The organism is Sphingopyxis sp. BE259, assembly GCF_031457495.1.
Lineage (GTDB): Bacteria > Pseudomonadota > Alphaproteobacteria > Sphingomonadales > Sphingomonadaceae > Sphingopyxis.
In genome coordinates, this window is record NZ_JAVDWM010000001.1 from 2,905,472 (window position 1) to 2,927,563 (window position 22,092).

The following is a 22,092-nucleotide window of genomic DNA, read 5'->3' on the forward strand; positions in this document are numbered from 1 at the left end:
GGTAAGAATCAGTTCGGGTAGCGGTGCCGTTCGGTCACATCGACCTGCACCAGCCGCCCTTCGTGGACGGTCAGCTGGATCGCGCCAAACTTCAGTTTGTCGAGGGCGTCGAGCACCGTCTGAATGGCGCGCGGCGGCTGATCGGACGCGTCTTTGCCGGTCTCCTCGCCAGTGTTCATGGTAATTCCTTTCCCGGGTGGATTCGTCGCCCGAGCATATGCCAAGCGTTTTAGTTGACAATGATTGATTTGCTTTCTGCGCCGAAAGGTTCGGTTGCCGCGCCAAATGGATTCCGCGATGCGACGGGCTGCGGCGCGCACCGACGCCAGGGATTGCGCGCGAGTCCCAGTGCTGGCAAAGGCAGCCTCAATGAGCAAAATGAACGAACTGATGGCGCGCGGGACCGACCTTCTCGGCAGCGACTACGCCATATTGTGCGGCGCGATGAGCTGGGTTTCCGAACGCCATCTGGTCAGCGCGATCAGCAACGCTGGCGGGTTCGGGGTGATCGCGTGCGGCGCGATGACCCCCGAACTGCTCGATGCCGAAATTACCGCGACCAAAGCGCTCGCGACCCGCAATTTCGGGGTCAATTTGATCACGATGCACCCGCAGTTGATCGAGCTGATCGACGTCTGTGCAAAGCATGGCGTCGGCCATGTCGTGCTCGCGGGCGGCCTGCCGCCCAAGGGCAGCCTTGAGGCGATCAAGGCGTCGGGAGCGAAAGTGATCTGCTTTGCCCCGACCCTCGCGATGGGCAAGAAGCTGGTGCGCTCGGGCGTCGATGCGTTGGTGATCGAGGGGATGGAGGCCGGCGGCCATATCGGCCCGGTATCGACCAGCGTGCTGGCACAGGAAATCCTGCCGACGCTGGCAGAGGAAGTGCCGATCTTTGTTGCCGGGGGCATCGGCCGCGGCGAAGCGATCGCGGCCTATCTGGAAATGGGCGCCTCGGGCGTCCAGCTCGGCACCCGCTTTGTCTGCGCCACCGAAAGCATCGCGCACCCCAATTTCAAAAAGGCGTTCATGCGCGCGTCGGCGCGCGAAGCCGTCGCCAGCGTCCAGATCGACCCGCGCCTGCCGGTCATCCCGGTCCGCGCGCTGAAAAATGCCGGGACAGAAGCGTTTACCGTCAAGCAGCGCGAGGTCGCCAACAAGCTCGATCAGGGCGAGGTCGACATGATGCAGGCGCAGCTGGAGATCGAGCATTATTGGGCCGGCGCACTGCGCCGCGCGGTCATCGATGGCGACGTCGAAAATGGTTCGTTAATGGCAGGGCAATCTGTCGGTATGGTATCCGAAGAAGAGAGCGTGGCCGTAATCGTCGCGTCTCTCGTGCAACAGGCCGAAGCCGCGTTGCACGCTCGGGGTTGACGCCGCATGGTATCGCGGTTGGGGAGTGGAATATGAACGTGTCGCGCAAGATCATCGTCGTCGGCCTGTTGGCGAGCGTCGCTGCTTGTACCAAGGCGCCGCCCCCGCCCCCACCGCCGCCGCCGCCGGCGCCCGTTGTGATCATCGTGCCGCCGCGCCCCCTGCCCCCCGGCAATGCCGCGGTCACCCAGATTCTGCCCGGACGAGGCATCGACGGCCGGTTTGTCACCGCGAACAGCAATGTGACCGGCGACCGCGCCTTTTGGCAGCTCAAGATCGGTTTGAACGTCGCCGCCATCGGTTGCCGCGGCCTCGAAGAAACCACGCTTGTTTCGGCGTATAACAATATCATCAAGGCGCATGGCAAAGTGATCCGGTCGACCGAAAAGGCGGTAATCACCCAGCTTGGCAAGGAAAACAAAAACAGCGGCGTCGCCGCGCGCGACCGCCTGTCGACGCAGCTGTTCAACTATTTCGCCCAGCCCCCCGCGCAGCGCGCCTTTTGCGCCCGCGCCAACGAAATCGCCCAGCTGGTATCGTCGACGCCGACCGCGCAGATCGTCGAGCAGGCGCCCGCCCATCTGACGCGGCTCGACCAGCCGTTTCATGATTTTTACGAGGCCTATGCGCGCTATCAGTCCGACGTGGTTGCCTGGGACGCCAAATATGCGCCGCCGCCGCCGATCATGAGCGCGCCGCTTGCGCCCACCGGAGCGCCGGTGCAGCCTACCGGATCATCGACTGGAATTTAGCGCCGCGCAGCCGGGGGAGTTTTGTTGCATCCGTGCAACGCTGAGCCGGTCATTTTGCGTCCCATTTATCCGTTCATCGCATTTTGGTGCCCGGCCCTGACGGCTGGATGACGTCATGCCACCGAACGCGACCGATGGCGCACACTACATCGCCGAAAAAAGCGATGCTTTTCCATCTTTGCCAGACCAAGACGCGCGATCCCGCGTCGTCAACCAAAGGCTGCGGCAAAGCCTTACCCCGCAGTTCATGATGAATTTCCGGCAACCTTTCGACTCCCTTTTTCGCCTTAGTCTCCCTGTTGCCGGGACCGCCCGGCATTGCTCAGGGGAGCATTGGGGGAATTGGGAACATGACCAGATGGATCGGACTCGCTGCCGCGTGTGCGGCGGCGCTGGCTGCTGCACCCGCAGCGGCACAATATGGCCTGCAGGAACCGGAGGCACCGGGGTTTGCGGCGCCGAACCTGCGTCTGCCGCCGCGCGACGCGCGCGGCGAATTTGCGACGCCCAACCGGGAACTGACCGGTCACGACGCGTTCTGGAACCTGCGGATCGCACTCAACGTCGCGGCGATCGGCTGCCGCCATCCGGGCTCGTTGCAACTCGTCGCCGACTATAACGGCATAATCGCCCGTCATGGCGGGCTGATCCGTTCCGCGGAGACCGCGGTGATCGCGCGGCTGGGGCGCGCCACCGGCAGCAATGGCATCGCCGCGCGCGACCGCACATCGACGAAGCTGTTCAACTATTTCGCGCAGCCGCCGGCGCAAAAGCAATTCTGCCGCGTCGCCGGTTCGATCGCGCAGCAGGTGCACGGCCTGGACAGCGCCGCCGCAATGACGATGGCCCCTGCGATGCTGGCCCAGATCGACCAACCCTTCGTCGATTTCTATGACGCCTATGCGCGCTACCAAGTCGAACTCGCCGCCTATCGCACCCAGCGCGGCCACCAGCCGCGGACCGACGCGGGGATCCAGATGGCCGCCGCCAAGCCATAGCAAATCGGCCTTAAGCGAAATTAACTTGGGGTCATAGCAAGGATGCCAAGCATCTGTTAGCAGGGCGGAGCGATGACCAATGCTCCGCCCCCTCCTTCGACCGCGGCCCAGTCGGCGCGGACCATCCTGACCCGCTTGCACGAGGTGATGGCGTCGCGCGCGAACGCGCAGGGCAAGCTCAATCAGGTCGTCGGGATTATCGGCGAATGCCTCGATAGCGAGGTTTGCTCGATCTATCTGCTACGCGACGGCGCGCTCGAACTTTATGCGACGCGCGGCCTGAAACAGGAAGCAGTCCACGTCACCCGGTTGGGACTTGGCGAAGGGCTGGTCGGGATGATCGCCGACCAGATCGAAACGCTCAACCTGGACGAAGCCGCGGCGCACCCCGACTTTTCCTACCGTCCCGAAACCGGCGAAGAATTGTTCCACAGCTTTGCCGGGGTGCCGATCATCCGGCGCGAGCGCGCCGTCGGCGTCCTCTGCGTCCAGCACGCCGACCCGCGGCGCTATGCCGACATCGAGATCGAGACGCTGCAAACCGTCGCCATGGTACTATCCGAACTGATCACCAACGCCGACCTGGTCGATACCGCGGCGCGCACCGACGCCGCCGCCGCCGATCAGTCGGCGCAGCGGCTGGCCGGGCAGAAACTGGTCGATGGCATGGGCGCCGGGGTCGCAGTGTTCCACCAGCCGCGCATCACCATCGAACATACCGTCGCCGACGATACCGAGGCCGAGCGGCACCGCGTCTATGCCGCGTTCGACAAGATGCGCGAGCAGATCGACCGCATGGCGAGCCAAGCCGATTTCGGGGTCGGCGGCGAGCATGAGGAGGTCATCGAGACCTACAAGATGTTCGCCTATGACGAGGGCTGGTCGCGGCGGATCAACGAGGCGATCGACAGCGGCCTGACCGCCGAGGCGGCGATCGAGCGCGTCCAGCAGCGCACCCGTATGCGGATGCGGCAGATCGACGACGCTCTGCTGCGCGACCGGATGCACGATCTGGAGGATTTGTCGAACCGGCTGATCCGGATCGTGTCCGGTCAGATGGGGACCGCGGCGCAAATGGGTCTGCGCCAGGATTCGATCCTGATCGCCCGCAATCTCGGCCCCGCCGAACTGCTCGAATATGACCGCCGTCGCCTGAAAGGCGTGGTGCTGGAAGAAGGGTCGCTGACCGCCCATGTCATCATCGTCGCGCGCGCCATGGGGGTTCCGGTTCTCGGCCGTGTCAGCGACGTGCGCGCCTCGATCCGCGAAGGCGATCTGCTACTGCTCGATGCCGCAGCGGGGACGCTGCACGTCCGCCCGACGCAGGCGGTGCAGGACGCTTTCGACGCCAAGCTGGAGATTTCGCAAAAGCGCCGAGCCAATCTGGCGGCGCTGCGCGATCTGCCCGCGGTCACCAAGGACGGGGTGCCGATCGAACTGATGATCAACGCCGGACTGCGCGAAGACATCGCCGCGCTCGACCTCACCGGCGCGCGCGGGATCGGGCTGTTCCGCACCGAGTTCCAGTTTCTGGTGTCGGCGACGCTGCCGTCGCGCGACCGCCAGCAGCGCCTGTACCGCGACGTGCTCGATGCGGCAGGCGACCGGCCAGTGATCTTTCGCACCGTCGATATCGGCGGCGACAAGGCGCTGCCCTATATGAATGTCGGCGACGGCGCGCAGGAAGAAAATCCCGCGATGGGCTGGCGTGCGCTGCGCCTCGCGCTCGAACGCGAAGGGCTGCTCAAGGTGCAGGCGCGCGCGCTGATGGAGGCCGCCGCCGGCCGCACGCTCAACGTCATGTTCCCGATGGTATCCGAACCCTGGGAATATGCCGCTGCGCGCGACCTGTTCGTCGGGCAACGGGCATGGCTGGCGCAGCACAATAAGAAGCTGCCGGTCGCGATCCGCTATGGCGCCATGCTCGAAGTGCCGGGGCTGCTCGAAACGCTCGACCTGATGCTGCCACACCTCGATTTCCTGTCGGTCGGGACCAACGACCTGACCCAGTTCCTGTTCGCCGCCGATCGCGCCCACCCGCGCCTCGCCGAACGCTATGACTGGCTGTCCCCGATCGTCATGCGTTATCTGGCCCGCGTCGTACGGACGGTGGCGGGGACCAAGGTCGCGCTGGGCGTGTGCGGCGAAATGGGCGGGCGCCCGCTGGAGGCAATGGCGCTGCTTGGCGTCGGCATCGAACGCCTGTCAATCACCCCCGCCGGGGTCGGCCCGGTGAAAGCGATGATCCGCTCGCTCGACCTTGGCGCGCTGCGCGCCGACATGCCCGCTATCCTCGGCCAGCCCGCATCGAATCCGCGCGGTCAGTATCAGGCGTGGGCTGAGGCGCATCAGGTCGATCTGGGCGATTGACGCAGACGGCAATTGCGTTTGCAACAATGTTTATGTTATGTTCTCGTTCTTGGGACAGGGAGAACAAGCATGAGTGATTCGACGCCTCGCGCCAGCGGCCAATGTCACTGCGGCGCAATCCGCTATTCAATGTCGACGGCGGTGCAGCATCATGCGCTGTGCCATTGCAGCGACTGCCGCCGCCACGCCGGCGCGCCGATGGTCGGGTGGGCGCTGGTTAATCAGGACGAAATCGAAATCACCGGCACGCCCAAAATCTATGCATCGTCCGAACATGGTCGCCGCCATTTCTGCGGCGAATGCGGCACCGGTTTATTCTATACCAGCGAAGCGATTTTTCCGGGTCAGATTGATGTGCAGTCGGCAACCCTCGACGATCCCAGCCTGATCCCGGCGCAGGTGCAGATTCAGACCGCCGAACGCATCGGCTGGATGGAGAATCTCGGCAGCATGCCTGCGTTCGAACGCTACCCGCCGTTTGAATAATTCACGCGCGGCCGTTCATTCGCCGCTCCGGCTCCGGCGCTGTTCGTCCCACCAGGCGATGCGTTCGGCGATCCGCTTTTCGAAGCCACGATCGGTCGGCTGATAATAGATGTGGGCGCCCATGCCATCGGGCCAATAGTCGGCGCCCGAAAAGCCGTCGGGGGCGTCATGGTCATAGGCATAACCCGCCCCATAACCCAGATCCTTCATCAGCTTGGTCGGGGCATTGAGGATATTCGCGGGCGGGGCCAGCGATCCAGTGTCGCGCGCCGACGCAAAAGCCGCCTTTTGTGCCGCATAGGCCGCGTTCGATTTGGGCGCGGTGGCGAGATACAGACACGCCTGCACGATCGCCAGTTCGCCCTCGGGCGAGCCCAGAAACTGATAGGCATCCTTTGCGGCCAGGCATTGCACCAGCGCCTGCGGATCGGCCAGACCGATGTCCTCGCTGGCAAAGCGCACCAACCGCCGCAGCACATAGAGCGGCTCTTCGCCCGCCACCAGCATCCGCGCGAGATAATAGAGCGACGCCTGCGGATCGGACCCGCGCAGCGCCTTGTGCAGCGCCGAAATCAGATTGTAGTGACCGTCGCGATCCTTGTCATAGACCGGCATCCGGCGATGCAGAAACTGCGAGAGCTCGGCAGGGTCGAGCGGATCGGGAATCGCGGCCGCGAACAATGTTTCGACTTGGTTGAGCAGGAAGCGTCCGTCGCCGTCAGCGCTCGCGACCAACGCCACCTTCGCATCGTCGGTGACCGGGAGGTTGCGCCCGATGTCGGCCTCGGCGCGCGCAACGAGCATCGCCAGCGCGTCCTCGCCCAACCGGTGCAGCACCAGCACCTGCGCCCGCGACAGCAGCGCCGCGTTCAAGGCAAAGCTGGGGTTCTCGGTCGTCGCGCCGACCAGCACCACCGTGCCACGCTCGACATAGGGCAGGAACCCATCCTGCTGGGCGCGATTGAAACGGTGGATTTCGTCAACGAACAGCAACGTTCGTTTGCCCGCTGCCGCCATTTTTTCGGCATCGGCAAAGGCTTGCCGAAGGTCGGCAACCCCCGAGAAGACCGCCGACAGCGCCGAAAAGCGCATCCCCACCGCCTCGGCGAGCAGCCGCGCGATTGTTGTCTTGCCGGTCCCCGGCGGCCCCCACAGGATGATCGACGACAATTGCCCCGCCGCCACCATCCGCCCGATCGTGCCTTCGGGTCCGGTCAGATGCTCCTGCCCGACAACGTCCGCCAGCGCGCGGGGGCGCAGGCGCTCGGCGAGCGGGACTGGGCCGGTCGCGGCGCCCTCGCGCTGCACCGGTGCGTCCCCGCCGAACAAGTCATCGGCCATCGGACGCTCAGCCCCCGCGCCGCTGTTTCTGGCGGATCAGGCGCAGATAGGTGTCGGCGACCGCCTGGTTGATCGCGTCCCATTGATAGGCGCCACTCTCCAGCACCGCCGCGGCGCCATGGTCGGCGCGGAGTTGAACATCGCGGCAATAGCGCTGCAAATGATCGGCAAAGCCGGTGATCGAACCCGGCGGAACAAGATAGCCGGTCTGGCCATGCTTGACGATGCTGGCGCTGCCCGTGGCGCGCGCCGCGACGACCGGTAGCCCGCATGCCATCGCCTCAAGCGTGACATTGCCAAAAGTTTCGGTGACCGACGGGTTGAAGAAAATGTCGCACGACGCCAGCGCATGCGCCAGATCCTCGCCGCCCTGAAATCCGATGAAGCTGGCGTTCGGCAGCCTTGATTCGAACCATTCGCCCGCTGGTCCTTCGCCGATCACGACCACCCGGTGCGGTACCCCGCGCCGCGCCAGCACGTCGATGGCGTCGGCAAAGACGTCGAGTCCCTTTTCCATCACCAGCCGCCCGAGGAAGGCGATTGCGGGCACATCGTCTTCGATGCCGAGCGAGCGGCGCCAATCGGCGTCGCGGCGCCCCGGGTTGAAAATCCCCTGCTCGACGCCGCGGGTCCAGATACCGATGTCGTAATTCATCCGCTGGTCGCGCAACACCTGGGCGAAACTTTCCGACGGTGCGATCAGCGCGTCGCACTTGCGATAGAGCTTACGCAACCATGCGACTACGATCGGTTCCAGGAACGACAGGTTGTAATAGCGAAAATAGGTTTCAAAGCGCGTGTGGACCGAACAGGCAACCGGCAACCGTCGCCGCCGCGCCCACGCCGCCGCCTGCCGCGAGACACGATCGGGGCTGGAAATGTGGACGACATTTGGCGCGAAGGCAGAAATATCCTGCCGCACCCGCGATGAGAAGGTCACCGGGATACGATATTCGCTGCGGCCGGGAATCGCGAACGACGGTACGCTGACCAAGTCGCCGGTCGGTGCGAAATCGGGATTGGCGACGGTTGGCGAATAGACGCGCACGGCGGCGCCATGCGCCAACAGATAGCCGACCAGGCGGTTCAGCGCCTTGTTCGCGCCGTCGGTGGTCATGTTGTAATTGCCGCTGAACAGGGCGATACGCAGGTCGGAGACGTCCATCGCGCCTGCGCTAACCCCCTCGCCGCGCAAACGCAACGTCGCCGTCAGGCCATGATGCTGTATGGCTCGCCGGGTTTTGTGCGGCACATGCGCTTTGACACGCGTGTCTCCTCACCCTCGACGATAGCGATGTCGGTGATCGACAGGCATTTGCTGCCATTGGGTTCGGTGTTGAGCGCGGTGATCGTCGACGACCCTGCCACGCCTTCGCGCGTCGGGCTCGTCCAATTTGCGGTTGCGCCGACCTCTTCTTTCTTGGTGACCGCGACGGTCGCCTCCGCGGCTACCTTCTGCTCTTTTTCATCAAGCTGGCACGCGATCTCAGCGACGAGCACCGCGCCGAACAGTCCCGACACCGCGGTGCCGATGCCTTTCAGCCCGACCGCGTTGCCGGCCACCCCGCCGATCAGTCCGCCGAGCGCACCGCCACGCTTGCGCGCACGTTTGCATTTGGCGTCGGGACTGGCGCTATCGGCGCGCCTGGCCTCATCGTCCTTTTTCTTCGCAGGCTTGTCGGCGCCTTCCGTTTGCTGAGCTACCGAAACCGGGGCCGGATAACCGTTGCAGCCGGTGTTGAAGCAGAAGCGGTCAGCCAGATAGGCGCGATCGGTCTGATATTGCGCCTCGACGCCGCGATAGGCGGCAAGGTTGGCCCCTTCGGGATTGGAGGCCGCATGTTCGGCCATTACCGATTGGAAGAAGCGATCCTGCGTTGCGGCTGAGTAACGTTTATTGGCGCCAACCTGGGTCGAATAGAGTGACGACAAGGCATCCTGATAGGCGATCATCGCTTGGCGATAGGGCAGCATTGTCTGGCGATAATAGGTGTCGATCGCGACAGTGCAGCGGTTGATCGCCTCGGCCCGATCGAACGGCGACTTTTTCTTGCGATAATCTTCGCGGCAGCCCGGATAGCTGTCGGTATCGAGCGTCGGCCGGTTCGGCAGCGCGGGCAGCGCGGGTTCGGCAACGACCGGCGGGACATAGGCCTTGTCGCTTTCGCTCTGGCCCGGTGTCCCCTGCCCCGCGGCGGCGACCGCGCTGCCGGACAATAATAACCCGACGACGACGAGCGCCGAATTGTGCCGCAACCTGGTCCGCATATCCTGTTCCCCCACCCCTGATTTCAAAGGCTAGGCCGGAATAACTGGCCCCACAAGCTCGGTCAGTGACGCCGATCATACCGTGACGCCGCCATGCCGCGATATTGTTTTGGCACCTGCAGTGGATTAGAGACGAACGGAATGGGGAGGGGTGACATGCGCAGCTGGATCAAATCGGTCACCGCGCTCGCCGCGCTGCTGGCATGCACCGCCGCGGCGGCGCCGGCTGGCATGGACCCTGACAATCCGACCTGCCCGGCGACACCCAATTGGTCCGATTACAAGATGATGGTGCTGACGCCGTTCAAGCGCAGTGGCGAACTGGTGCTGCTCGCCGAAGGGCGCGTCGACAGCGGGCTTCCGGCACGGCTGGAAAAAGTCCTGACCGACAATCCGTCAATCAGCGAGATTTGGATCCGCTCGCCCGGCGGCGATGCCCGCGCCGGTAACGCCGCGGGCCTGCTGATCCGCAAATTCAGCAAAGAGCGGCAGATGGTGACCCGCATCCCGTCGGGGTGGACCTGTTTCAGCGCGTGCAATTTCGTCTTCATGGGCGGCCGCGCCCGCACCATCGACCCCGGCGGTCATTTCATGGTCCATATGTTCACGATGACCGGCGACAAGGATGCGATCCAGTCGAGCGTCGCGCTGGGCACCGAATCGACCACCGAGCTGATCAGCGATGTCGAACGCGAAGCGGCGCTGATGGCGACCGAGGACAATGACCTGCTGATCCGCCTCGATGTCTCGCGCGACCTGCTGTCCGACATCATGTATCGGCAAAAGGCGGTCGCGACCGGCAGCGACCGTTCGACCCGCCGCTGTCTGACCCGGAAAGAAGCGCTGCGCTACAATGTGATCAATATCGACGATTAGGTAGCGGCCTAATCCCCCGTTTCGGACGGCGCCTCCAGATCAACGACGACCGGCGGATGCAGGCGCAGGCGATGGACGCGGCGTTCGTCGGCCTCGGTCACCTCGATCCGCCAGCCGCTGGGATGCAGCAAAATCTCGCCGACCTGCGGCACATGGCCTGCGAGAACCGCGGCGAGGCCGCCCAGCGTATCGACATCTTCCTCGACCTCGGCCAGCCGCGGATCGATCGCTTCGCCGACATCGTCGAGTTCGGCGCGCGCATCGGCGTCCCAGCAGCCACCTTCGCCGGGCGCGAACAAGGCGGTTGGCTCGTCGTCATGCTCGTCCTCGATCTCGCCGACGATTTCCTCGACCAGATCCTCGATCGTCAACAGGCCTTCGGTGCCCGAATATTCGTCGATCACGATCGCCAGATGGGTGCGCTTGGCGCGCATTTCGGCGAGCAGATCGAGCACCCCCATCGATTGCGGGACATAGAGCGGCTGGCGGATCAGGTCGATCAGCGGCGGCGGCGGGCGGCCCTCGGCCAACACCGCGAACACATCCTTGACGTGGATCATCCCGACCACTTCATCCAGGTTTCCGCGGTACACGGGCAGACGACTGTGCCCTGCCTCGGCGAATTGGGCGACGATCTCGGCAAAGCTGGCGCTTTCGGGGATGGCGATGATGTCGGCGCGCGGCACCGCGACATCGTCAACCGTCTGTTCGCCGAAATGGAGCAGGTTGCGCAGCATCTTGCGCTCGATCGGCGACAGGTCGCCAACGATATTGCTGCCGCGCCGTTCCTGCCCTTCTTCCTCGGCCTCGTCGATGACCTCTTCGATCTGTTCGCGCAGCGACGGTTCCTTGTCGCCGCCGAACAGCAATGTCCGGAGCCCGGCCAGCAGGCCGGTTCTACTGTCCTCTTCCGATCGGGTCGAAGATCCCTGGTCGTCGGGCATGATGTGGCGCTTTTCCCTGTTAGTCGAGCTCTGCATATGGATTGCCGATGCCCAGCGATGCAAGCGCTTTCACCTCGAGCGCCTCCATCGCCGCGGCACTCGCATCGTCCATATGGTCGTAACCGACGAGATGCAGCGTGCCATGAACGATCAGATGGGTGGCATGGTCGGTCAATGTGATCCGCTTTTCATCCGCCTCGCGCGCGCAAGTTTCGCGCGCCAGCACGATGTCGCCGAGCAATATCTCGCTGTCATCGCTGTTCGCCAGCCCTTCGAGAAGGTCGTCCTGAACCTGCGGAAAAGACAGCACGTTGGTCGGCTTGTCCTTGCCCCGAAAATCGCGGTTGAGCGCCTGCACCTCGGCATCGTCGGTCAGCCGCACCGCGACCTCGACCAGCGGCGCGGCATCGGCGAGCATCGCATACGGCGTCAGCGCGAGCGCCGCAGCAACCGCGTCGCCGGCCCGCACCTCCCAATCGAGCGCATCGGGCCAGGGTGTCGCGGCGTGGGCTTCGACGCTCAGCATGAACAACGCCCGATATTAAAAACGGCAGAAAACTGCGCAACTTCACTGGCAAATCGCGTTTTTCGGATGGCGGGTGCGGCGCGCAGGAGTTCGATGCTGATCATGGAGCGACGCTAGTGCCGCGGCGCGATGTAGGACAGCGAAAATGTTTCGGACAGCCCGGCCTGGGGTGGGGAGCGGACATTCGCCCCTATCGTCGCCCCCGCGGCGGCGGGGGCCGTAAGCAGCCTTTTCCTGCGTCGCTGCATAAACTGCCCGCGGCCGCCGCCTTCGCGAGGACGACGAAAAGTTTCGGTCGTCAACCGCCGTCCCGTTCAATGCATATGGCTTAACTTGTCGGGATTGCGGACGACATAGATGGCGGCGACCTTGCCGTCGGCGATCTCCAGCGCCGTCGTTTGCAGTTGGCCGTCCGCCTCGCGGGTGACAAAGCCCGGTAGGCCATTGATCAGTCCGGTGCGAACCAGTGTCGAGCCATATTTGCCGAACAGCACGGCGAGGCTGCGGTGCAATTTCAGCACCGTCGCCAGCCCCAGCACCGGTCGGTCGACAGCGGGCCGCTTGCCGCCGCCATCGGACCACAGGCCGACATCGGCGGCGAGCAATGCGCCGAGTGCGGCCATGTCGCCGCTGCGCGAGGCGGCGAAGAAGGCATCGGCGATCTGGAGTCCCTGCGCCTTTTCGAGCTTGTAGCGCGGGCGCGCGTCGCGGACATGGGTGCGGGCGCGCGCCGCGAGCTGGCGCGTTGCGGCAGGATCGCGGTCGATCGTCGCCGCGACCTCGTCGAAGCCGACGCCGAAAACGTCGTGGAGCAGGAAAGCGGCGCGTTCGAGCGGCGACAGGCGTTCGAGCGCCAGCATCAGCGGCAAGGTGACGTCGTCCTCCTCTTCCTCCTCGACCAGCGGATCAGGAAGCCACGGGCCGATATAGGTCTCGCGGCTGCGCCGGGCCGACTTGATCTGGTCGAGGCAGAGCCGGGTCACAGTGCGGCGCAGGAACGCCGCGGGCTCGCGCACCGCGGCCCGGTCGGTGCCGAGCCAGCGGATGAAGGCATCCTGCACCACATCCTCGGCATCGGCGACCGAGCCGAGCATGCGGTAGGCAACGCGGGTGAGCAGCGGACGCAGCGGGTCGAAACTGTCCGCCGCGTCCGCCGCGTCATGGGAACCCGTCCGGGTCATCAGGCCGCCTTGGCCGCCGGCTGTTCAAACCACAGGTCGAAACCGACCGCGAGGCGGTTCCAGCCATTGATGATGTTGATCATCAGCGTCAGCTTCACCTGTTCCTCCGGCGTAAAATGCGCTTCGAGCCCGTCTTTGGCCGCCCGTTGTGTGTGGCCTTCGGACAGACGGGTCAAGGCGTCGGTCCATGCCAGCGCAGCGCGTTCGCGCGGGGTATAGACGGGCGCTTCGTGCCATGCCGCAAGCAGATAAAGGCGCTGCTCGGTCTCGCCTTTGGTGCGGGCTTCGGTAGTGTGCATGTTGATGCAATTGGCGCAGGCGTTGAGCAGCGAAGCGCGGATTTTCACCAGCTCGATCAGGCTCGGCTCCAGGCTGTCCTGCACCGCAAGGCTGACGCCCATCCACTGTTTCATCAGCTGCGGCGCGGCGGCGAAGGGGTCGGTTACGACGGTCATATTCTGTCTCCTTTGGTTGGGTTGTACCGACATGACGAGACAGGATCGGCGGATGTGACATGGCATGTAAAATAGTCTCGCGCCGGATTGAAAATCGGCTAGCCTGCCCACCTCGACAATGATGAGGAGGGGTCCGATCATGAAATTTCTCGATGGTTTTGGCGAACAGGCCTATGCGCTGCTGCGTATCGTCGCAGGCCTGTTGTTTCTGGCGCATGGGGTGCAGAAATTCTTTAATTTCCCCGTCGCTTTTCCCTATCCGCTGAACCCGATGTTGCAGGCTGCGGGGGCGATCGAGCTGATCGCGGGCGCATTGATCGTCATCGGCCTGTTCACCCGCCCCGCCGCGTTTATCGCCAGTGGCATGTCGGCGGTCGGCTATTGGGTCGCGCACGGGATGCAAAGCCCCTTCCCGATCGTCAACGGCGGCGAAACGATCGCGCTCTACTGCTTCCTTTTCCTGTTCATCGCGACGCGCGGGGCTGGGATTTGGAGCGTGGACGGGGCGAGGAAATAGCAGCGCAGTAAGCGGTTGATGGCGGTTTTCGACCAGAAGTAGACGTTCCGGATCCTACAACTTCGTCGTTCCCGCGAAAGCGGGAACCCAGGGTGGGGTTAGCTTACGCACGCTCTGGTCCCCGCTTTCGCGGGGATGACGAAGTTGTGGAATGGCAGCTTCCTACCCCAAAGCCGACATCGCGTTGCACCGCCATAAAACTGGGGCGACCGCTGCGGCCGCCCCGGTTGCAGGCTTCACATCGTGAAGATGTCACAGCTTGCGCGTATTCGCCTCGATCAGCTTCTTCGCCTCGGCGATCGCCTTGGCGGTGGTCAGTTTTTTGTCCTGCACCTCGTCGGCCATTTCGAGCAGGCGCCCGCTGATCACGGTGCCGGTCTGCGCTTCCTCGTTGATCGCAATGCCGCCCTTGGTCGCGGCAACGCGGTCCCATTCGGCGCGCACCGCGGCCCAATAGTCCTTGGTCGCGGCCCAATAATCGTCGGCGGCTTTCACATCATATTGGTCATATTTGATATAGGTGTTGAGGACATATTCCTGGACGATCGGCACCAGCTTGCCGTCCTTCGTCCCCATCTTGGTATTATCCTGCCAATGGACCCAGCCATCGGGGCTGGGCTGGTGGCGGTTGATCGACAGATAGCGGTCGTACACCGGATTACGCACGGCATCGCGGCGCGCGAGCGGGCGCCACGTCCAGCTTGAGCGCCAGCGGCGAACACCGCCCTGCGTTTCGAACTGACCCCATCCGCCATAACGCGGGCTGTCATCAACCTGATACACCGTCTGCGACCAGCGGCCGGTCCGCATCCGTTCGGGGACATCTTCCCACGTCCACGCATTGCGGTCCGAATAGACCAGCACTTTCGCGGGCTCATATTCCCAGTCCTGCCGCCAATGCTTGATGATCATGCTCTTGTCGTCATCGCCGGTGATGACCAGCATATGCTGCAGGCTGATCTTGCGGCCGGTGTCCTCGATCACGCGGACGACCTCGTTGCCGCCCGAGCGTTTGGGTTCGAGCACTTCGTAGGTCGGATCCCAGCGTGTCGATTCCTGCATGTTAAAGCTGACGCGGTAATTGCCCGCCATCGCCAATATGTCGGCGCGGTCCTGTTCAAAACTGGCCGCGGCGGCATCGGCGGCGATCGGCGGGTGGGCGAAGGCGGCGACGGGCAGCCCGGCGGTGAGCAACAACAGCCCGGCGGCGATCTTGCGATAGGATTTCATCATGCAGTCCTTCTGTCTGTTGTTAGAAACGGAAGCTGAGCGATACGCTCGCGTTGCGGCCGGGCTGGGTATAGGCGTCGGCGCTCGCCGGAACGGTCGGCGCCGTCGCGGTGCCGCCCATCGCGAGCCCGCGAACATCGCTCCACCAGCTGTATTTCTTGTCGAGGATGTTAAAGACCCCGGCGCGCAGCGTCAGCCCGTCGGTGATCCGCGCAAAGGCGGTCGCGTCGAGGATGGTGAACCCGTCGGGGCGGAAACATTCGGGGGTGCACAGGCCGTTGGCGCGCGATGCCTCCTTGCGCGCGGCGTGGGTCATGATGATCTGACCGCCGAAGCGCCCCTGCGCCTCGCGATACCCCACCCCGGCGACGAGCTTGAGCGGATCGATCGACGACAGCGGCGAACGGACGCCGTCGGGGTCGATGATGTCACCCTTGGCATAGGATAGGGCGAGCGTCGCATACAGGCCGGACGACGCTCGCCCCTCGAACCGCGCCTCGGCTCCTTTGACCCGGACGCGATCGAGATTCACGAATTGAAAGAGGATCGGATTGGCGATCGTCCCGACCCCGCCAACCTGCTCCTGGCTAATGAAGTCCTTGTAGCGCGCCGAAAAGGCGGTCAGGTCAAGGCTGACTGCGTCGCTGGAAAAGCGCGCGCCACCTTCGAAACTTTCGCTGCGCTCGGGTCCAAGATCGGGGTTGGGCAGCGTCCGATAGGCCGAGAAGGGCGAGGTCAGGTTTTCGAAGAACTGGTTGACCTGCCCTGGTTCGGGCGCCTTGAACCCGGTCGCATAATTGGCGAACAGCCTCACTTCGTTGGTGATTTTCCATACCGCCCCGAACTTCGGTGACAGCCGCGAACCGTCCTGCTTGGCACCACGAAAGGTCGGCAGCAGCGGGTCGTTGTCGGGCGACAAATCATACCAGTCGAAGCGTAGCGCCGGATAGAGCAGAAGGCGCCCGCCCGCGACCGCGATCTCGTCGCCGACAAACAGCCCGGCGCGGGTGAAATCGGTGCTGGGGAAAGCGCGCGTCGGATAGGTTTCGCCGGCAGGCGGCACGGTGCCGCCGCGCAGGCCGCGCTGGCGCGTCTGGCTGATGTCGCCGCCGAACACGAGGCGGTGGGTAATCGCGCCGGTGGCAAAATCGGCGCGCGCGTCGGCCGAGGCGCCGAAGACGCGGTTTTCGAAGGTGTTGAGGCGGGTGCGGTCGGGAAGCGGGGTGCGATCTTCCTCGGTATATTGGCGATCCTCGCCGTCCTGCCAATAGAGTGCGACGCGGGCGAAATCGATCGCCCCCTCGCCTTCCCAGCTCCAGTCGAGCGACACGCGCTTGCGTTCCCCGGTGTCGAAACCCTCCAGGCGATCGACCGAGGCGCTGCGCCCCGACAGACCGTTGGTGTAGAGGCGCGTGTCGAGATATTCGCCGGTCAGGCGCAGCTTGTGGCCGCTGGCGGGATCATAGACGATGCGCGCCAGCGCGGCGTCCGACCGACCATCCTGAGGGTTGGCCAATGTGCGCGTCGCGCCGATGCCGCCCGCGGTGCCAAGACTGCCCTGATTTTCGAGCTCCTTGTAGTCGCGGCGGGTATAGGCGGCCATCGCCGACCAGTCGCCGCTGCGCCCCGCAAGGATCGCGGTTTCGCTGAACTCTTCGTCGGCGCTGCTGTAGCTCGCACGGACAAGGCCGCCGATATTCTTTCCTTCTGCGAGGAAGTCCGACGGGTCGGAGGTGATGAAGCTGACCGCACCCGCCAGCCCGTCGCTGCCATAGAGCGCCGACGACGGGCCGCGCAGGATCTCGACCGATTTGACGAGGCCGAGGTCGACATAGTCGCCGCGCCCCGACGCCTGGGCGCCAAAGCTGAAGCCATCGGGGACGCGCACGCCATCGACCTGGATCAGGACGCGGTTGCCGCCGATGCCGCGGATGTTGAAACTGTCGTTGCCCGCACGGCCGGTCGCACCGAGCGCGGCGCCGAAGCGCGCAGGCTGGCGCTGGACGCTGACTCCCGGTTCGAAGCGGACGAGGTCGCGGATGTCGGTGACCAGCTCGTCGGCGATCTGCTCATCGCTTTTCACGGTGACGGTGACCGGAATGTCTTCAGCCTTCACCGCGGTGCGCGTCGCGGTGACAACGATCTGGTTCTTGCGCGCTGCCCAATAGTCGCCGTCATTGTCCTGCGCCAAAGCCGGGGTCGCGGCGGCGGCGAGCGCGAGGCCCAGCGCAGTGCCTGCGGCAAGGCGGACGGCCGGCGGCGAACGGTGTTCGGTCAAATTTCTTCCCCTGATTGATTGCGACTGACTCGCAATAGCGGTGCTCTAGGCGCGGGAAATCAGGGCGTCAATATGCTATTGCGAATCATTCTTGAATAATGGCAGGCGAAGCAGCAGCATATTGGGGTCATCGACCGACACTGGCGAGAGGCCGCCCTCTCCACCATCGTCACCCCGAGCGTGGTTCAGGGTCCATGACCTGCTGTTTCGTTCAACTCGGCGTGAGACGAGAGTCCGGGCCGTGGATGCTGAAACAAGTTCAGCAGGGCGGACTTGTGAAGCGGCGGCGCAACCCGTTCCGTTCATGCTTTGCCTATCGGAATCGAGGGACTGAAAGCGACCAATTGCGGATGTTCCGCATTTCTTGACTTCGTCATCCCCGCGAAAGCGGGGACCCAGAGCGTGCGTCGGCGGGCCTGTCCCTGGGTTCCCGCTTTCGCGGGAATGACGAGGGTGGGGTATGGCAGCCCCCCACCCCAAAGCGGACGCCGCCTTCAAATAGGTCTTTCCTACATTGTTCGGCCGTGCCAGCTTCTATCAGGCTCTTTCAAATGCTGGACAAAAGCGGCGCCGCCTGGCTTGCGGTGGGTGCGTCACGTCGGGCGTGCCGGGCGCATCCAATTGCCCGGCAAAGTCCAAATCGCGGCGCGCACAGGGCTGAACTTTCCTGAACTTTGGATCATGGGGCGGCCCGAAGCCGGAGTATGCTGCGAAACCCAAGGCGCGCCCCACCGCGAAACCGGCGTCGGTCGCGTTAAGCCCCCGGCCCCTCATACGCATCGACGATCCGCCCGACGATCGGGTGGCGGACGACGTCGGCGCTGGTGAAGTAGCTGACGTTGATGCCCTCCACCCCTTCCAGGCGGCTGACCGCGTCGGCCAGACCCGATGATGCGGGAATCGGCAGATCGACCTGTTTCGGGTCGCCGCAGATGACCATCCGGCTGTTCATGCCAAAGCGGGTCAGGAACATCTTCATCTGCGGGATCGTCGTGTTCTGCGCCTCGTCGAGGATGATGAAGGCATCGGCCAGCGTCCGCCCGCGCATGAAGGCGAGCGGCGCGATTTCGATTTCGCCGCTCGCGATGCGGCGCTCGACCTGTTCGGCGGGCAGGCAGTCGTGGAGCGCGTCGTAGAGCGGGCGCAGATACGGATCGACCTTTTCCTTCATGTCGCCGGGCAGGAAGCCGAGCTTCTCGCCCGCTTCGACCGCGGGGCGCGACAGGATCAGGCGCTGGACGCTGCCGGTGATCAACTGCGCCACTGCCTGCGCGACCGCGAGATAGGTCTTGCCGGTCCCCGCCGGGCCAAGGGCGAAGATGATGTCCTCGCGGGCCAGCGCCTTCATATAGGGCACCTGCGACGGGGCGCGCGGCACGATCGTTTTCTTGCGCGTGCGGATCATCACCGTCGGCGCTTCGTCCTTGTCATGGCGAATGATGCCGTCGAGGGTCGGCTGCGCCGACATCGCGATGACGCCATCCACCATCCCGGCGTCGACCTCCTGCCCCTGTTCGATGCGGTTATAGAGGTCGACCAGCACGTCGCGAGCGCGCGCTGCGGCTTCGGCCTCACCCTCGATCTGCACGCGGTTGCCGCGCGCCGAAATATAGACGCCGAGGCGGTTTTCGATGCCGACCAGATTGCGGTCGAACTCGCCGAACAAAATGCCCAACAGCTGCGTGCGCTCAAACTCCGCAGTCAGTCGGACGCGGTCGCCGGGTTCGGCGGGGGTCGAAGCAGTCAGCGGGCGTTTCGTCATATGGGCAAGGCTCCTTCGATCGAGAACATGACTGTAGTCGCGCCAAGGCGGGAGTCCATAACTTGCGGGGTCGTAATTCGACGGAAGGAGGCATAGTGTGTCTTCGTGGAGACAGCGTCCGCCGGTCGCACTAGGCGACCTCTTCCATCAGGGCTTCGGCGGCGACGCTGTTGGCACCCGCCGATACGATCCGCACATCAATCATGTCGCCGATCGCCAGCCCCGGCGCGATCACATGCGCCGATTGCAGCCACGGCGTCTTGCCAATCAGCTGGCCGTCCAATTTGCCCTTGCGTTCCAGGAGCAGCCGCGTTGTGCGACCGACGCTCGCTTCATTGAACGCTTGCTGCTGTTCGTTGAGTAGCGCCTGCAACCGCTGGAGGCGATCGTGCATCACCTCGTCCGCAATCTGGTCGTCCATCGTCGCGGCGGGGGTGCCGGGGCGACGCGAATATTTGAAGCTGTAGGCCATCGCGTAGCGCGTCTGGTGGATCAGATCGAGCGTCGCCTGGAAATCCGCCTCGGTCTCGCCGGGGAAGCCGACGATGAAGTCGCCCGAGATCGCGATGTCGGGGCGCACCGCGCGGACGCGTTCGATGACGCGCAAATAGCTGTCGGTGGTGTGACTGCGGTTCATCGCGGCAAGGATGCGGTCGCTACCCGCCTGCACCGGCAGGTGGAGGAAGGGCATCAGCTTGGCGACCTCGCCATGCGCGGCGATCAACCCGTCGGTCATGTCGTTAGGGTGGCTGGTGGTGTAGCGGATGCGTTCGAGACCATCCTCACGCGCCAGCTCGCGGATCAGGCCGTCGAGGCCGATGCTGCGGCCCTTGTCGTCTTCACCGTCCCACGCGTTGACGTTCTGGCCGAGCAGGGTGATTTCGCGCGCGCCGCCCGCGATCAGAGCCCGCGCCTCGGCGATCAGGTCGGCGAAGGGTCGGCTGATTTCGGCACCGCGGGTATAGGGGACGACGCAGTAGGTGCAGAATTTGTCGCACCCTTCCTGCACGGTCAGGAAGGCTGAGGGACGCTGGCCCGCGGCGCGACCCGGCAGCGCGCCGAACTTGCTCATCGCCGGCATGTCGAGGTCGACCGCCTTCTCGCCCTTGGCCGCGCGCGCGATCAATTCGGGCAGACGATGATAGGCCTGCGGACCGACGACGACGTCGACGCTCGGCGCGCGGCGCGCAATTTCGGCGCCCTCGGCCTGCGCGACGCAGCCTGCGACAGCGATCGTCGGGGTGCTGCCATCGGCGCGTTTCAACCGGCCAATGTCCGAATAGACTTTCTCGGCCGCCTTCTCGCGGATGTGGCACGTGTTGAGTACGACGAGGTCGGCGTCGGCGCCGTCGGCGGCGGCGACATAGCCTTCAGCGCCCAGCATCTCGGCCATGCGGTCGCCGTCATAGACGTTCATCTGGCAACCGAAGGATTTGACGTGAAAGGTTTTGGCAGGCTTGGGGGAGTCGGAGGTCATCGGCGCGCTATAGGCGATGCCGCGGCGCTGCGGAAGCCGCCACGATTTCGGCGGCGATCGCGGCGCGAGCCGCCTCGTTGATTGCCTTGCGATCCTGCTCGGCCTGGTCGGGCAAGGGATCGAGATAATGGATGGTCAGCGGGATCACCCGTTTGCGCGCGAGCAGTCGCTTGAAATTGCCCAGCCCCGATTCGGGGTCGAGCCAGGCAATGTCGCTCGCCTGCGGCCCATAATCGAGGAACACCGGCTGAACGCGCAAGTTCGGCGGGGTCGGAATGATCGCCTGAAACAGTGAGGCGCGGAACGGCAGCAGGCCGTCGCCGGGACCGGTCGTCCCCTCGGGAAACAGCGTCACCGGGCGTCCGCGCGCGAGGGCGTCGCGCAGGCTGTTCGCCTGACTGTGAATATCGCGCTTCGCTTCGCGCTGGACATAGATGGTGCTGTTCTGATCGGCGAGCCAGCCGACGAGCGGCGTCGTCTTCACCTCCGCCTTCGACACGAAGGCAGACCGCGCCGCGCCACCAAGCGCAAGAATGTCGAGCCAGCTGACGTGGTTCGACACGAACAGCACGTCACGGCGCAACCGGGTGCCGGTGGTGCGGATACGCAGCCCGGCAATCCAGCCAACCGCGTTGAGGAACGCCATGACCATCGGCGATGGCCGCCCGACGGCGCGATACAGGAGATGCGGCACGATCAGGAACAGCAGCGCCAGCACCATCAGGGTCAGGCGGGCGATCGTGCGCCAGGTAACCCGATCGGGTCTAGTCGCGCTTGCGATCGAGGGCGACACCATACAACTCCATGCGATGATCGACGAGGCGGAAGCCCAGTCGTTCGGCGATCACCTTTTGCAACGCCTCCAGCTCGGGATCGACGAATTCGATCACCTTGCCCGTTTCGACGTCGATCAGATGATCGTGATGCGCCTCGGGCGCGGCTTCGTAGCGCGAGCGGCCGTCGCCGAAATCGTGACGATCGAGGATGCCCGCCTCTTCGAACAGGCGCACGGTGCGATAGACGGTAGCGATCGAAATGCCGCTGTCGACCTTTGATGCGCGCTCATACAGCGTCTCGACGTCGGGATGGTCCTCGGAATCCGAGATCACCCGCGCGATGATGCGGCGCTGCTCGGTAATGCGGAGCCCCTTTTCGTGGCACAGGGCTTCAAGATCGATGGTACCGGACATGCTCGCCTTTCCTGCAAGATGCAGCCGCGTCTTTGTTATCATAACTGTATAGGGTCGCACCCGCGAT

21 protein-coding genes are annotated in these 22,092 nt (G+C 64.4%); 7 read left to right on the forward strand and 14 right to left on the reverse strand.

All coding sequences use genetic code 11. From position 1 onward, the window contains the following. Positions 1-8: 8 nt before the first annotated feature. On the reverse strand, positions 9-179 hold the full coding sequence (locus tag J2X44_RS13935) for a YezD family protein (RefSeq protein ID WP_310085192.1): 171 nt from the start codon (positions 177-179) through the stop codon (positions 9-11). Positions 180-369: 190 nt separating this feature from the next. On the opposite strand from J2X44_RS13935, the gene J2X44_RS13940 reads away from it, so the two are divergent. From J2X44_RS13940 to J2X44_RS13960, 5 genes are all read left to right on the forward strand, one after another. Continuing rightward, positions 370-1,374: a nitronate monooxygenase gene (locus J2X44_RS13940; RefSeq protein WP_310085195.1), complete on the forward strand. Its 1,005-nt coding sequence runs from the start codon at positions 370-372 to the stop codon at positions 1,372-1,374. Positions 1,375-1,406: 32 nt separating this feature from the next. Then, a complete protein-coding gene (locus J2X44_RS13945; protein WP_310085197.1) occupies positions 1,407-2,126 on the forward strand; it encodes a hypothetical protein in 720 nt (239 codons plus the stop codon). 350 nt (positions 2,127-2,476) lie between these two features. Then, the gene (locus J2X44_RS13950; RefSeq protein WP_310085200.1) at positions 2,477-3,124 is read left to right on the forward strand and encodes a hypothetical protein; all 648 of its coding nucleotides are present in this window, start codon (positions 2,477-2,479) and stop codon (positions 3,122-3,124) included. 72 nt (positions 3,125-3,196) lie between these two features. Beyond that, positions 3,197-5,494, forward strand: a complete 2,298-nt coding sequence (gene ptsP / locus J2X44_RS13955) for a phosphoenolpyruvate--protein phosphotransferase (protein ID WP_310085204.1) — start codon at positions 3,197-3,199, stop codon at positions 5,492-5,494. Positions 5,495-5,563: 69 nt separating this feature from the next. Next, positions 5,564-5,980 carry a GFA family protein gene (locus J2X44_RS13960; protein ID WP_310085207.1) on the forward strand — a complete coding sequence of 139 codons (417 nt, stop codon included), beginning with the start codon at positions 5,564-5,566 and terminating at the stop codon, positions 5,978-5,980. Positions 5,981-5,995: 15 nt separating this feature from the next. On the opposite strand, the gene J2X44_RS13965 is transcribed toward J2X44_RS13960, so the two are convergent. From J2X44_RS13965 to J2X44_RS13975, 3 genes are read right to left on the reverse strand one after another with little or no spacing between them, the layout of a single operon-like run. After that, positions 5,996-7,321: a replication-associated recombination protein A gene (locus tag J2X44_RS13965; protein WP_310085210.1), complete on the reverse strand. Its 1,326-nt coding sequence runs from the start codon at positions 7,319-7,321 to the stop codon at positions 5,996-5,998. 7 nt (positions 7,322-7,328) lie between these two features. Next, positions 7,329-8,486, reverse strand: a complete 1,158-nt coding sequence (locus tag J2X44_RS13970; RefSeq protein ID WP_310085213.1) for a glycosyltransferase family 1 protein — start codon at positions 8,484-8,486, stop codon at positions 7,329-7,331. A gap of 44 nt (positions 8,487-8,530) precedes the next feature. After that, a complete protein-coding gene (locus J2X44_RS13975) occupies positions 8,531-9,589 on the reverse strand; it encodes a hypothetical protein (RefSeq protein ID WP_310085216.1) in 1,059 nt (352 codons plus the stop codon). 156 nt (positions 9,590-9,745) lie between these two features. Here J2X44_RS13975 and J2X44_RS13980 point away from each other — a divergent pair, with 156 nt between their 5' ends. After that, positions 9,746-10,465: a hypothetical protein gene (locus J2X44_RS13980; protein WP_310085220.1), complete on the forward strand. Its 720-nt coding sequence runs from the start codon at positions 9,746-9,748 to the stop codon at positions 10,463-10,465. 8 nt (positions 10,466-10,473) lie between these two features. On the opposite strand, the gene J2X44_RS13985 is transcribed toward J2X44_RS13980, so the two are convergent. From J2X44_RS13985 to J2X44_RS14000, 4 genes are all read right to left on the reverse strand, one after another. Next, the gene (locus J2X44_RS13985) at positions 10,474-11,409 is read right to left on the reverse strand and encodes a hemolysin family protein (RefSeq protein WP_310085223.1); all 936 of its coding nucleotides are present in this window, start codon (positions 11,407-11,409) and stop codon (positions 10,474-10,476) included. 19 nt (positions 11,410-11,428) lie between these two features. Continuing rightward, on the reverse strand, positions 11,429-11,935 hold the full coding sequence (gene ybeY / locus J2X44_RS13990) for an rRNA maturation RNase YbeY (protein WP_310085226.1): 507 nt from the start codon (positions 11,933-11,935) through the stop codon (positions 11,429-11,431). A gap of 314 nt (positions 11,936-12,249) precedes the next feature. Next, entirely contained in the window at positions 12,250-13,116 is an 867-nt protein-coding gene (locus J2X44_RS13995) for a sigma-70 family RNA polymerase sigma factor (protein WP_310085229.1), read from the reverse strand. After that, on the reverse strand, positions 13,116-13,571 hold the full coding sequence (locus tag J2X44_RS14000; RefSeq protein WP_310085232.1) for a carboxymuconolactone decarboxylase family protein: 456 nt from the start codon (positions 13,569-13,571) through the stop codon (positions 13,116-13,118). The genes J2X44_RS13995 and J2X44_RS14000 overlap by 1 nt, the downstream gene beginning before the upstream one ends. A gap of 139 nt (positions 13,572-13,710) precedes the next feature. Between J2X44_RS14000 and J2X44_RS14005 the strand changes: the two genes are divergently transcribed. After that, entirely contained in the window at positions 13,711-14,088 is a 378-nt protein-coding gene (locus J2X44_RS14005) for a DoxX family protein (RefSeq protein WP_310085235.1), read from the forward strand. A gap of 252 nt (positions 14,089-14,340) precedes the next feature. Here J2X44_RS14005 and J2X44_RS14010 read toward each other — a convergent pair whose 3' ends face one another. From J2X44_RS14010 to J2X44_RS14035, 6 genes are all read right to left on the reverse strand, one after another. After that, on the reverse strand, positions 14,341-15,318 hold the full coding sequence (locus J2X44_RS14010; RefSeq protein WP_310085237.1) for a DUF6607 family protein: 978 nt from the start codon (positions 15,316-15,318) through the stop codon (positions 14,341-14,343). A gap of 22 nt (positions 15,319-15,340) precedes the next feature. Then, a complete protein-coding gene (locus tag J2X44_RS14015; protein ID WP_310085240.1) occupies positions 15,341-17,596 on the reverse strand; it encodes a TonB-dependent hemoglobin/transferrin/lactoferrin family receptor in 2,256 nt (751 codons plus the stop codon). Positions 17,597-18,350: 754 nt separating this feature from the next. Beyond that, entirely contained in the window at positions 18,351-19,358 is a 1,008-nt protein-coding gene (locus J2X44_RS14020) for a PhoH family protein (protein ID WP_310085243.1), read from the reverse strand. A 130-nt stretch (positions 19,359-19,488) separates the two neighbouring features. Next, positions 19,489-20,835, reverse strand: a complete 1,347-nt coding sequence (miaB, locus tag J2X44_RS14025; RefSeq protein WP_310085245.1) for a tRNA (N6-isopentenyl adenosine(37)-C2)-methylthiotransferase MiaB — start codon at positions 20,833-20,835, stop codon at positions 19,489-19,491. Between the two features lie 7 nt (positions 20,836-20,842). Then, positions 20,843-21,628: a lysophospholipid acyltransferase family protein gene (locus J2X44_RS14030; protein WP_310249321.1), complete on the reverse strand. Its 786-nt coding sequence runs from the start codon at positions 21,626-21,628 to the stop codon at positions 20,843-20,845. Then, positions 21,600-22,025: a Fur family transcriptional regulator gene (locus J2X44_RS14035; RefSeq protein WP_077147848.1), complete on the reverse strand. Its 426-nt coding sequence runs from the start codon at positions 22,023-22,025 to the stop codon at positions 21,600-21,602. Before J2X44_RS14035 ends, J2X44_RS14030 begins: the two co-directional genes overlap by 29 nt. Between the last annotated feature and the right edge of the window lie 67 nt (positions 22,026-22,092).